Below are 11,778 nucleotides of genomic sequence, written 5' to 3'. Positions count from 1 at the left end.
CGCTTCATGCCGAATCAACAACTTGCCCATTACCTGGCCGCGCCGGACAGTTTCGACGAAATGCTCGACGCGGCCAAGGCGCCGCGCCCGCACTGGCGTGCGCTGCTGGACAGCCTGGCGCACGAAGCCCCCGCCATGATGCGCCAGCGCCAGGAGATGGTGCGGCGCCATGTGCGCGAGAACGGCGTGAGCTACAACGTGACCGCCGACGTCCACGGCCGGCAACGGCCATGGGACCTGAACGTGCTGCCGCTGATCCTTCCGCACGAGGAATGGAGCGGCATCGAGGCGGCCGTGATCCAGCGCGCCAGCCTGCTCAACGCCATCCTGGGCGACGTCTACGGCAGGCAGGAGATGCTGGGCGAAGGCCTGCTGCCGCCGGCGCTGGTCCACGGCCATGCGGGCTTCTTGCGTCCCTGCCACGGCATGCGCCACCACGACGGCATCGCCCTGCACTTCTACGCGGTGGACCTGGCGCGCGCGCCCGACGGCCGCTGGTGGGTCATGGCCGACCGTACCCAGGCGCCGTTCGGCGCCGGCTATGCGCTGGAAAACCGCGCCATCATCGCGCCCACCTTCCCCGACCTGCTGCGCGAACTCAAGGTGCAGCCCATCACGCCGTTCTTCGGCGCCATGCACGACAGCCTGGTGCACTGGGGCCGCCTGTGCGCGGCCGGCGGCGACGCGCCGGCGCCGCTGCGCGAGGGAGAAGCGCCGCTGATCGTGCTGCTCACCCCGGGCCCGCGCACCGCCAGCTACTACGAGCAGGCCTACCTGGCGCGCTATCTCGGCCTGCCGCTGGTCGAAGGCGGCGACCTGACCGTGCGCGACGGCGTCGTCTACCTGAAGACCCTGGCCGGCCTGCACCGGGTGCACGTGATCATGCGCCGGGTCGACGACGAGTCGTGCGACCCGCTCGAGCTGCAAGGCTCCCTGCTCGGCGTGGCCGGACTGACCCAGGCCGCCATGCGCGGCAATGTGCTGGTCGCCAACAGCCTGGGCTCGAGCCTGCTCGAATCGGGCGCCCTGCTCGGCTTCCTGCCGGCGCTTTCCAGGCGCCTGCTGGGCGAGCCGCTCAAGATGCCGTCGGTGGCCACCTGGTGGTGCGGCGAAGCGGCGGCGCTCGACACCGTGATCGGCCAGCTCGACCGGCTGGTCATCAAGCCCGGTTTCTCTCAACTGCCGCAAGCGGCGGTGTTCGGCCAGGACCTCGACGGCGCCGCGCGCGCGGCCTTGATCGCCCGGCTGCGCGCCAATCCACACAATTACGTCGCCCAGGAACTGGTGCGGCTGTCGCAGGCGCCGGTATGGAAGGACGGCGCCGCCCCCGGCCTGCAGGCGCGCGCCGTCGGCCTGCGGGTGTTCGCCTGCGCCACGCCGAACGGCTACGTGGTCATGCCCGGCGGCCTGACCCGGGTCGCCACCGGGCCCGATGCGCGCGTGCTGACGATGCAGATGGGCGGCGCCAGCAAGGATACCTGGGTCCAGGCGCGCTCGCGGGTCGAGGTGCAGCGCCCGCAAAAACGCAGCGTCACGAGCGCCGACCTGGTGCGCGAGGACAGCAACCTGTCGAGCCGCGTGGCCGAGAACCTGCTGTGGTTCGGCCGTCATGCCGAGCGCTGCGACAATGTCGCGCGCCTGCTGCGGGTCGCGCTCAACTTCCTGTTCAACGTGCGCTTCGACCAGCGCGGCGCCGAATGGCCGACCGTCGAGGCGCTGTGCATCTGGTTCGGCCTGGTCGACGCCGCCAAGAAGGCGCCGGCCCCTGGCGCTACGGCAGGCCAGGCCGGCGCCATCTTCACCGACGCCGAGATGGAGTCGGCCCTGCTGCTGGCGGTGGTGTCGCCGAACGTCCCCGGCCTGGCGCGCCAGCAGCAGCAGTTGCACCGGATCGCCGGCCAGCTGCACGAGCGCTTCTCGATCGACAACTGGCGCGCGCTGAACCGCATGGTGCAGCCGGCCTGGTCTCCCGGCGAACGGCCATCGCAGTCGGGCGTGATGACGATCCTCGACGACGCCACCGCCGCGCTGATGACGCTGGCGGGGTTCGCCTTCGACGGCATGACGCGCGACCTCGGCTGGCGTTTCATGTCGCTCGGCCGCCGCCTGGAACGCGTGCAGTTCCAGAGCCTGGTGCTGCAGCGCGCGCTGGCGATGGACGAGAACGGCAACCTGGAATGGCTGCTCGAACTGTCCGACAGCATCGTCACCTACCGCGCGCGCTACCGCACCCAGCCCGAGTGGCTACCGGTGCTCGACCTGCTGCTGCTCGACGCGACCAATCCACGCTCGATCCTGTTCCAGCTCGACGGCATCCTGGGCACGCTGGACAAGATCGCGCAGACCCAGGGCGACTGCGGCGCCGGCCCGCTGGCGGCCCTGAAGGACGAATTGCTCGCGCTCGATCCGGGCGCCGACCTCGATCACGGCAACGCGATGCTGGGCGGCCTGCTGCACCGGATCGGCCAGGCCAGCGCGGCCCTGTCCGAACAGATCGGCGTCCGGTTCTTCAGCTATACCGACAACGGCCGCCAAAGGAACCGCAGCTCATGATCGCGCAACCCGGCATCGATTCGCCGACCGGCACCTGCGCGCGCTATCGCGTGGTGCATGAAACCCGCTATGCCTACAGCAGCACGGTCACCCTGTCGCAGCAATACCTGCACCTGACCCCGCGTTCCTTCCCCTGCCAGCAGACCGAGTCGCACCTGATCTGGCTCGACCCGGTGGCCAATGACGGCAAGGACGGTGTCGACTACTTCGGCAACCTCACCCGCCACGTGGCCTTGAGCGTCCCGCACGACAAGCTGCTGGTGCACGCCGAATCGACGGTCTCGCTACGCGCGCGCCATACCCTGGCGCAGATCGCCGGCACCTTGCCGTGGGAATGCGTGCGCGACATGATGGGCAAGGAAAAAAGCGCTGCCACGATGGAGGCCTGCCGCTATCTGTACGCGTCGCCGCATGTCACCAGTTTCCCCGAGCTCGAAGCCTACGCCCGCGCCAGCTACACGCCCGGCCGGCCGCAGCTCGATGCGGCCCTCGACCTGACCTACCGGATCTTCGACGACTTCGAATTCGACGCCAAGGCCACCGACATCTCGACGCCGCTCGAGCAGGTATTGCGCGGCCGGCGCGGCGTGTGCCAGGACTTCGCCCAGCTGATGATCGGCTGCCTGCGCAGCATCGGCCTGCCGGCGCGCTACGTCAGCGGCTACATCCTGACCCATCCACCGGCAGGCAAGCCGCGCCTGGTCGGCGCCGATGCCTCGCACGCCTGGGTATCGGTATTCTGCCCGGCGCTGGGCTGGGTCGATTTCGACCCGACCAACCGCTGCCTGGTGCAGCATGAGCACATCACGCTCGGATGGGGACGCGACTTCAGCGACGTGACGCCGCTGCGCGGCATCGTGCTCGGCGGCGGCAAGCAGGAGCTCAACGTGCAGGTGACGGTGACGCCGTTGCCGTTGCTGGACGGTACCTGAGGCTGGCTCAGGACCCGTACCAGAACAGCAGCAGGCTGATGGCGCCGAATATCCAGTAGTCGACCGGCGCGCCGAAGGCCCAGTGCTTATGCCAGGGCACCAGCTCCTGCCTGAAACGGCGCCAGCCAAAGGCGGGATTGATGACGAACCACAGGAAGTCTTCGACGATCCAGAACAGCATGATCGAGGCCGCCACGCAGGCCTCGAGCTCAAGCGACCACTGCCCCATGAAGAACAGGGGGAAGTGGAAGATCAGCCCGATGAAGGCGAACATCCACAAGTGGTAGCCGGTCAGCGCGCGCCCGCCCATGAAGATGTCGAGTAGCGGGTGCTGCTCGATGCGCCAGGTCGGCAGGTTCGCCGCCCAGCCGGCCCCGCCTTCGATTTCCACTTCCACCCGTGCGAACAGGTAGGCCGCCACCAGTACCGCCCCCACCATCGAAACAACCCGGCCCCCTTCCGACAATTCAACCATACGCCTCTTCACATGGGTTGTTGCATTGGACCAGTACGGTCTCCAGCACCTGCATGGCGGCGTGCGGCCGGCCCAGCGCGCGCGCGCGCGCGGCCATCGCCTGCAACTGGTCCGGATGCGCCAGCAGGTGGCGCACCCGGTATTCCAGCGTCGTCAGGTCGCAGGCCTTGAGCGCCGCGCCATGCTCGAGCAGGTAGTTCGCGTTGTGCTCTTCCTGGCCCGGGATCGGCGCATTGACGATCATGGGCAGGCCCAGCGCCAGGCATTCGGCGCTGGTCGCGCCGCCCGGCTTGGTCACCACCAGGTCGGCGCAGGCCATCAGGCGCTCGACCCGGTCGGTGAAGCCCTGCGCCGCCAGCCGCCCCGGATACCGCGCGGCCAGGCGCCGCAGGGCCGCCAGCTCGGCCGCGTTATTGCCGGCCAGGGCGATCAGCTGGAAGTCGCCGGGGACGGCCAGCAGCTTTTCGGCCACCCGGCTCAGGCCACCCAGGCCGGCGCCGCCCCCCATCAGCAACACGGTCTTGCGCGCAGGATCGAGGCCCAGCGCGCGGGCGCACTCGGCGCGATCGTGTTGCTGCGCGAAGGCCGGCATGGTGGGAATGCCGGCCACGTGGATCGCCTGCGCCGGGACGCCCTGCTCGCGCATGCGGAACGCCACTTCCTCGTTGGCCGCAAAATAGCCGGTCACATGCGGGTGGATCCACATGCGGTGCAGGTCGAAATCGGTCACCTGCACCCATAGCGGGCAGGAGAGTTCCCCGGCCGCGATCCGCTGCGCGAGGATCTCGGCCGGCTGGAAGTGGGTGCAGACGATGGCATCCGGCGCCAGTGCGCCGATTTCGTCGGCCAGCACCCGGCAGTCGCGCCGCTCGATCCAGCGCCGCAGGCGGTTGAACAGCCCATCCGGTCGCGCGGTGTCGGTCAACCGGTAGACATGGCGCCACAGGCCCGGCACGCGGCCAATCAGGAGCAGGTAGAAATCGGTATAGACCTTCCGCAGGCGCGGCGTGGCGAAGGCCATCGCATCCAGGTGGATTGCCTCGACTTGCGCATACCCGGTAGCGGCGCAGGCGCGGATCGCCTCGGCGACCCGGGTGTGGCCGGCGCCAGCGGGAACGCTGAGCAATAGAATCTTCTTGCCGGCAATGCTACGTTGCAAGTCGCCCTCCCTCACAAGGCGGGCTTTCCGACGACTGCCAACGCCGTCCCGACTGTCGAATCGCTCCACGCCATGCATCGCCCCTCGGACTACCTGATGCAGGCGAATGTAATTGCGAAATATGACCCGCCCGTGACGGCGATGAATATTGCCTACGTTGCCGCATATCTTTTAATAATAAAATCTGTAGAATTATTTGCAACTTGAATGCTATATTGATTAATGCATTGCATTCCAAACCACTACAAGAGAGGTCATATGGCTTTCAATCGCGCCGCCCGGATGGCAGGCCAACGCATGTACACCGCTGCAGCAAGGGGCGCGAAGTATGCTTCTCAGGCAGGAACCGCCTATTCTCTACACCAAGGCTTTTGCGCAGCCAGAAATGAACCTTCGACGGGGCACCCGATCTCCGACTTCGTACAGAAGTCAATCATGTGTGCGAGGACGGTGGCAGAAACTGGTTACGCCGGTCCAATCCCGCTGGCCACTTCGCAGGCAATGGCCGTGGTGGAGAAAGCCGTCGAAGTCGGAGCCTACGCTGCTGCGCAAAAAGCCGCGCAAACCCTGGTCGAAAACAAGACCGGACAGAATCTCGACATGTTCCAGGCTATTTCCAATGGCGGATTCGCACTCGCGGAATTCTGGAACAGGCAGGCGGATGCACAAAAAGCAGAATGGGCCAAGAATGCCCGCGATTTCGAAGCCGACGCCGCCGCTCGCATGGCGCAACACGCCCAGAAAGCGAGGGACAGGCTGGCCAACCACACGGACCGTGAGGCGATACAGGAACGCATGGACCGTGAGGGCCTCAACGACCATGTAGAGGAACGCAAAAAGCAGAAGCTCGCTAACGATTTCATGGCTGAAGCCCATCGCGGAGTTGTCACGCCCAAGCAGCAGCGCATCGCGTTTCTTCTTGACCTTAAAAGCGCCGGCGCCAGCGAGAGTGTCGTGTCGCTGGGCCATGCCCTCGACCATCAAGCCAACAGGGGGCGCGATGTGAGCGGCATCATCGAGGCTTGCAACCAGCAGGACATGCGCGAAACCCTTGCCAAAGCCGACGAGCACATTCAGGCGCGTCCAGCGTGATTGACGGCCCGGCCGGCATGGAGTGTCTTCCGGACGGGCTGCGCCTGCAATCGGACCGGGTCGACTTCCGTACCGCAGGCGGCCTGTCCATCCAGGCCCTGGCGCTGATGCCGCAGCACCGGGCACAGGTAAAATGGCTGCTGCGCAGGGACGAGGACTGCGCAACGCTTTGCGCCAGCGATCGCCATGTGCGCGCCGACACCTTGGCCAACGAATGGTACGACGCCCGTGACACGGCATGCAGCTTCTTGCTGGCCACCTATCCTGAAGGTATGCCAGTCGGCCTGTTGTGCCTCGAGCACGGTCGCGTTTCCTATCTGGTCGAACTGCAGTATCGCGCTCAAGGCATTGCTTCAGCAGCGCTGCGATGGCTGAGCGGTCATGTCAGCCCCGGCCAACTGCCGCTCCACGCACAAGTCGATCGTAATAATGTAGCGTCGCGCCGCGCGCTCGAAGCAGCCGGCTTTCGCTTTGTCGGACTGGCCAGTGGCCACGCGCATTCGGCTCCCCTGCTGAACTTTGTTCGTCGATAAGCTCGCGGCACCGCGCCAGCGACACCGCTGTGAACGCTTACGCCACGGCCAGCGCTTCGCCCTGCTCGAGGATGGACCGGAACAGCCGCAGCTGGCCGGCGGTGGTGTCGTCCCAGCTGAAGCCTTCGGCATAGCGGCGCACGGCGGCGCGCTCGGGATAGTTGGCGCGCAACCGGTTGACGGCGTCGGCCACGCCTTGCGGCGTGCGCTCGTCCATCAACACGCCGGCTTCGGGCGCCGCCACGACTTCGGGTGTGCCGTACACGCGGCTGGCCACCGCCGGGGTGCCGCAGGCCATCGATTCGAGCAGCACATTGGCCCAGCCTTCGCGGCTGGACGACAGCACCATCGCATCGGCCTGGCCATACTGGATGCGCAACTCCTGCTGCGAGACGGCGCCCAAAAAGGTCACGCGGTCCTCGAGCTTCAGTTCGCGCACGAGGTTCTCGAGCATCCCGCGGTTCGGTCCGTCGCCGGCGATCACCAGGCACACACCAGGCAGCAGCGGCAAGGCGCCGATGCTCAATTCCTGGGCCTTGACCGGCACCAGGTGGCCGACCGTGATCAGGGTAAAAGGCTGTTCCTGCCGCTGCTCCGGCGGCCGGAACAGCTGCAGGTCGACGCCATTGCGCAGCGAGGTCACGCGCGCCGGATCGATGCCCAGCCCGATCACTTCGTCGCGCAACGCATTGCAGACGGTGATGACGGCATCGGCCCGTTTGGCGGCCCACAGGATCATCTTGCGCGGCAGCGCGTATTGCGGGAACAGCGTGATATCCGAGCCGCGCGCCGTGATCACGAACGGCTTGTTGAAGTAGCGCGCCAGCAGCGCCGCCGCTACGCCATCCGGATAAAAATAATGGGCATCGATCAGGTCGAAGTCATGGCCTTCGTCGATCATGCGTCCGATAGTGCCCTTGGCCGACTGGAACAGCAGGCCCGGCGCCACGTTCATGCCGATCTTCGGCAGCACCACGTAGCGCGGGTGCTCGACCTGGATGCCGTGGCGCACCTCGCGGCGCGGCACCCGGGCCTGGCGCGCATACTGCCCGAACATCGGATGCGAGGAAGGAAACCACGGCGCCGGCGCCACCACCCGCGCCTCGACCTGGCCGCTGGCCACCAGGTGGCGCAGCCGGGTTTCCACGAAAATCCCGTGGCCCGGCTTTTCGCTATTCGGGAACAGCGTGCTGAAGGTCAGGATCTTCATCAGGCCGCGGCGCCGGTCAGGCGACCGTAGATGCTTTTATAGCGGTCGACGCTGGCTTTCCAGTTACGTTCGCTTTCCACGAACTGGCGGCCGGCCGCGCGCAGCGCCGGCCACTCGGCCTGGGCGTCGGCCAGGGCGCCGACCTTGTCGGCCAGCGCCTGCGGGTCGTCGGCCTTGAACAGCACGCCGGTCTTGCCGTCGACGATCAGTTCCTGGTGGCCGCCGACGTCGGACGCGGCCAGCACCCGGCCCTGGGCCATCGCCTCGAGCGGCTTGAGCGGCGTGACCAGGTCGGTCAGGCGCATCGACAGGCGCGGATAGACCAGCACGTCGAGCAGGTCGTAGTACATCGGCACCTGTTCGTGCGGCACCCGTCCCGTGAACACCACCTTGTCGGCGATGCCCAGGTCCTTGGCCATCTGGCGCAGGCGCGCGTCTTCCGGGCCGCCGCCGACCAGCAGCACACGCAGGTCGGGCCGTTCGGCCGTCAAGGCGGGCACCGCGCGCAGCAGGATGTCCAGCCCCTCGTAGGCATAGAACGAGCCGATGAAGCCGATCAGGCGCGCGCCCTGCAGGCCCAATTTGCCCTTGAGGTCCTGGTCGGCCACGCCGCCGACGGCGAACTTGTCGATGTCGACCGCGTTCGGGATCACCGTGATCTTGTCGGCCGGGATGCCGCGCGCCACGATGTCGCGGCGCAGGCCTTCGCAGATGGTGGTGACGGCGTCGGCGCGCTTGAGCGCATGGGTTTCCAGCGCGCGCGTCAGGCGGTAGCGCAGGCCGCCCTCGGTCGAGGTGCCGTGGTCGACTGCGGCGTCTTCCCAGAAGGCGCGCACTTCGTAGACCACGGGAATGCCGAACTTCCTGCCGGCGCGCAGGGCCGCGATCGCGTTCAGCGCGGGCGAATGCGCGTGCAGCACGTCGGGCTTGACCAGCGGGATGATCTCGGCCAGGCGGCGCTCGAGGCCATCGATCACCTGCAGCTGGTTCAGCACCGGTAGTTTCGCCAGCGGGCTGGCGGAATACGCGGTGCGGTAGAAGTGCAGGCCATCCACCGTTTCCTCGCGCAGGTCGCCCGAGTCGTGCTTGGAGCCCGTCACATGGAAGGTCTCCCAGCCCAGCGCGCGCTGTTCGCGCAGGATCGATCGGGTGCGGAAGGTATAGCCGCTGTGCATCGGGATCGAATGATCCAGGACGTGGAGAACCCGCATATCGTCTTCCTTGCGCGTCTTAGCGGCCGGTGGCGCTGAGATAGCCGCAGGTGTCGATCACCACCTTGTCGGCGAACAGCGACTCCTTGAGCGCCAGGAACGGCTTGTGGTTGACCAGCATGACCACGATCTGCGAGCGCGCCAGCGCATCCTGCGGCGTGCGCAGCTCGCCCTTGTCGAGGCTGGCCGGCAGCGCCGAGATGTTCGGCTCGACCACGATCACGCGGCTGCTGTGCGTCTTCGCGATCTCGGCGGCGATGTCGAGCGCCGGGCTTTCGCGCAGGTCGTCGATATCGGGCTTGAAGGCCAGGCCGAAGCAGGCGATCGTCACGTCCGATTCCTTGCGCTCGGGGTTGGCGGCGAGGTAGGCCGCCACTTCTTCTTTCACCTTCTCGAGCACCCAGTGCGGCTTGTAGTCGTTGACTTCGCGCGCCGCCCGGATCAGCTTCGCTTGTTCCGGTGCGCTGTGCACGATGAACCACGGGTCGACCGCGATGCAGTGACCGCCCACGCCCGGTCCCGGACGCAGCACGTTGACGCGCGGGTGGCGGTTGGCCAGCGCGATCAGTTCCCACACGTCGATGCCGAGTTTACCGCAGATGACCGACAGCTCGTTGGCGAAGGCGATGTTCACGTCGCGGAAGGAATTCTCGGTGAGCTTGCACATCTCGGCGGTGCGCGAATTGGTCTCGATGCACTCGCCCTGCACGAAGGTCTGGTACAGCGCGATGGCGCGCTCGGAGCAGGCCTTGGTGATGCCGCCGATGATGCGGTCGTTCGACACCAGTTCGTGGATCACCTTGCCCGGCAACACGCGCTCGGGGCAGTAGGCGAGATTGATGTCGGCTTCGTCGTCCGGGCCGAGCGGGATCTTGAGGTCCGGGCGCTCTTCGGCCAGCAAGGTGGCCAGGCGCTCGGTGGTGCCCACCGGCGAGGTCGATTCGAGGATCACCAGGTCGCCCTTCTTGAGCACCGGCGCGATCGAGCGCGCCGCCGCCTCGACGTAGGTCACGTCGGGTTCGTGGTCGCCGCGGAACGGCGTCGGCACCGCGATCAGGAAGGCGTCGGCCGGCTGCACGGTGGTCGAGGCCTTCAGGTAGCCCTGGTTGACGGCGGCGGCGACGATCATGTCGAGGTCGGGCTCGACGATATGGGTCTGGCCGCTATTGATGGTGTCGACCGCATCCTGGTTGATGTCGACGCCGATGACGTTCTTCTTGCGCGACGCAAACATCGCAGCGGTAGGGAGACCGATGTAACCCAGACCGATCATCGAGATGGTATCAAAGGTGCTGCTCATGTTGTTCTCTTAAAAAGTTAAGGATGCGGTTGGCGGCGGTGCCGTCGCCATAGGGATTGGTGGCCGAGCTCATGCGCTGGTATTCGGCCGGATCGGTGAGCAGCGTGCGGATGCCGCCGACGATGGAATCGACGGCAGTGCCGACCAGGCGCACCGTGCCGGCCGCCACCGCCTCGGGGCGCTCGGTCGTGTCGCGCATGACCAGCACGGGTTTGCCGAGCGATGGCGCTTCTTCCTGGATGCCGCCGGAATCGGTCAGCAGGATCGTCGCGCGGTTCATCAGGTAGACGAACGGCAGGTAGCTGACCGGATCGATCAGGTGCACGTTCGGATTGCCCTTGAGGATACGTTGCACCGGCTCCTGCACGTTCGGGTTCAGGTGCACCGGGTACAGCACTTCGACGTCCGGCATGCGGCTGACTTCATTCAGGGCATGGCAGATGTTCTCGAAGCCGCTGCCGAAATTCTCGCGCCGGTGGCCCGTTACCAGGATCAGTTTCTTCTTGCTGTCGAGGAAGGTGAACTGGGACTCCATCTCGCGTCGCAGCCCGGCATCGGTTTCCAGGCGGGCCACGACGTCCAGCAAGGCATCGACCACGGTATTGCCCGTGACGCAGATGTTTGCGGCGGGCACACCTTCGGCCAGCAGGTTTTGCCGCGCGTGGTCGGTCGGCGCGAAATGCAGGCTGGCGATCACGCCGGTCAGGCAGCGGTTGACTTCTTCCGGCCATGGCGAGTAGATGTTTCCGGTACGCAGGCCCGCTTCCACATGGCCCACCGGTATCCGCTCGTAATACGCGGCGAGGCTGGTCGCGAAAGTCGTGGTAGTATCGCCGTGAACGAATACGTAGTCGGGACGCCACTCGCGCAGCACGCCGCGCATGCCGATCAGTACTTTCGAAGTGATGTCCGACAGATCCTGGCCTGGCGTCATCAGGTTCAGGTCGAAGTCGGGAGTCAGCGAGAACAGGCTCAGTACCTGGTCCAGCATTTGCCGGTGTTGGGCGGTGACGCAGACCTTGACCTCGACATCCGGCGACTGCGACAGGGCGCGTACGACGGAGGCCATCTTGATGGCTTCCGGTCGCGTTCCGAAAACGGTAAGAACTTTTATCGTCATCTAATTGATTACTACCATGAGCGTGGGACGGATCGGAAAACCCCATTGCGCAATCTTACAGGCGGCAATTGTTTCCTGTTGGATAATTTTTTGACCAGGAAATTATACCTCAAGCAATCTGGTTGAAATTTCAATCGTGCGTTCCTCCTGGAAAGCACTTGACCCTGCCTGCATGCCCATGCGACGGGAAGCT

General features: G+C 66.1%; 10 protein-coding genes. 4 read left to right on the top strand and 6 right to left on the bottom strand.

The annotated features are described in order from the left end of the window. Positions 1-6: 6 nt before the first annotated feature. On the top strand, positions 7-2,553 hold the full coding sequence (locus tag Q9246_RS03915; protein WP_306395604.1) for a circularly permuted type 2 ATP-grasp protein: 2,547 nt from the start codon (positions 7-9) through the stop codon (positions 2,551-2,553). Then, positions 2,550-3,485, top strand: coding sequence for a transglutaminase family protein (locus Q9246_RS03910; RefSeq protein WP_306395603.1), 936 nt, complete (start codon positions 2,550-2,552; stop codon positions 3,483-3,485). Before Q9246_RS03915 ends, Q9246_RS03910 begins: the two co-directional genes overlap by 4 nt. Before the next feature lie 7 nt (positions 3,486-3,492). Here Q9246_RS03910 and Q9246_RS03905 read toward each other — a convergent pair whose 3' ends face one another. Together Q9246_RS03905 and Q9246_RS03900 are read right to left on the bottom strand one after the other, a co-directional pair. Beyond that, positions 3,493-3,960 (bottom strand): hypothetical protein, encoded by a 468-nt coding sequence (locus Q9246_RS03905; RefSeq protein WP_306395602.1) that lies wholly within the window; start codon positions 3,958-3,960, stop codon positions 3,493-3,495. After that, positions 3,953-5,107: an MGDG synthase family glycosyltransferase gene (locus Q9246_RS03900; RefSeq protein WP_422802377.1), complete on the bottom strand. Its 1,155-nt coding sequence runs from the start codon at positions 5,105-5,107 to the stop codon at positions 3,953-3,955. Before Q9246_RS03900 ends, Q9246_RS03905 begins: the two co-directional genes overlap by 8 nt. 270 nt (positions 5,108-5,377) lie before the next feature. Here Q9246_RS03900 and Q9246_RS03895 point away from each other — a divergent pair, with 270 nt between their 5' ends. Both Q9246_RS03895 and Q9246_RS03890 read left to right on the top strand, forming a co-directional pair. After that, positions 5,378-6,211, top strand: a complete 834-nt coding sequence (locus Q9246_RS03895; RefSeq protein WP_306395598.1) for a hypothetical protein — start codon at positions 5,378-5,380, stop codon at positions 6,209-6,211. Continuing rightward, complete coding sequence (locus tag Q9246_RS03890) at positions 6,208-6,744, top strand: GNAT family N-acetyltransferase (protein ID WP_306395596.1); 537 nt, start codon at positions 6,208-6,210, stop codon at positions 6,742-6,744. Before Q9246_RS03895 ends, Q9246_RS03890 begins: the two co-directional genes overlap by 4 nt. A 37-nt stretch (positions 6,745-6,781) precedes the next feature. Here Q9246_RS03890 and Q9246_RS03885 read toward each other — a convergent pair whose 3' ends face one another. Genes Q9246_RS03885 through wecB form a run of 4 tightly spaced genes read right to left on the bottom strand, consistent with a single transcriptional unit; the run spans position 6,782 to position 11,585 of the window. Beyond that, complete coding sequence (locus Q9246_RS03885; RefSeq protein WP_306395595.1) at positions 6,782-7,954, bottom strand: glycosyltransferase family 4 protein; 1,173 nt, start codon at positions 7,952-7,954, stop codon at positions 6,782-6,784. Further along, a complete protein-coding gene (locus Q9246_RS03880; protein WP_306395594.1) occupies positions 7,954-9,165 on the bottom strand; it encodes a TIGR04063 family PEP-CTERM/XrtA system glycosyltransferase in 1,212 nt (403 codons plus the stop codon). Before Q9246_RS03880 ends, Q9246_RS03885 begins: the two co-directional genes overlap by 1 nt. Positions 9,166-9,184: 19 nt before the next feature. Continuing rightward, positions 9,185-10,465: a UDP-N-acetyl-D-mannosamine dehydrogenase gene (gene wecC, locus Q9246_RS03875; RefSeq protein WP_306395592.1), complete on the bottom strand. Its 1,281-nt coding sequence runs from the start codon at positions 10,463-10,465 to the stop codon at positions 9,185-9,187. Next, positions 10,449-11,585 (bottom strand): non-hydrolyzing UDP-N-acetylglucosamine 2-epimerase, encoded by a 1,137-nt coding sequence (gene wecB, locus Q9246_RS03870; protein ID WP_317741085.1) that lies wholly within the window; start codon positions 11,583-11,585, stop codon positions 10,449-10,451. The genes wecC and wecB overlap by 17 nt, the downstream gene beginning before the upstream one ends. Between the last annotated feature and the right edge of the window lie 193 nt (positions 11,586-11,778).

The organism is Telluria beijingensis, assembly GCF_030770395.1.
Taxonomy (GTDB): domain Bacteria; phylum Pseudomonadota; class Gammaproteobacteria; order Burkholderiales; family Burkholderiaceae_D; genus Telluria; species Telluria beijingensis.
The sequence above is the reverse complement of the archived record's forward strand: the minus strand, read 5'-3'. Positions and strand labels throughout refer to the sequence as shown.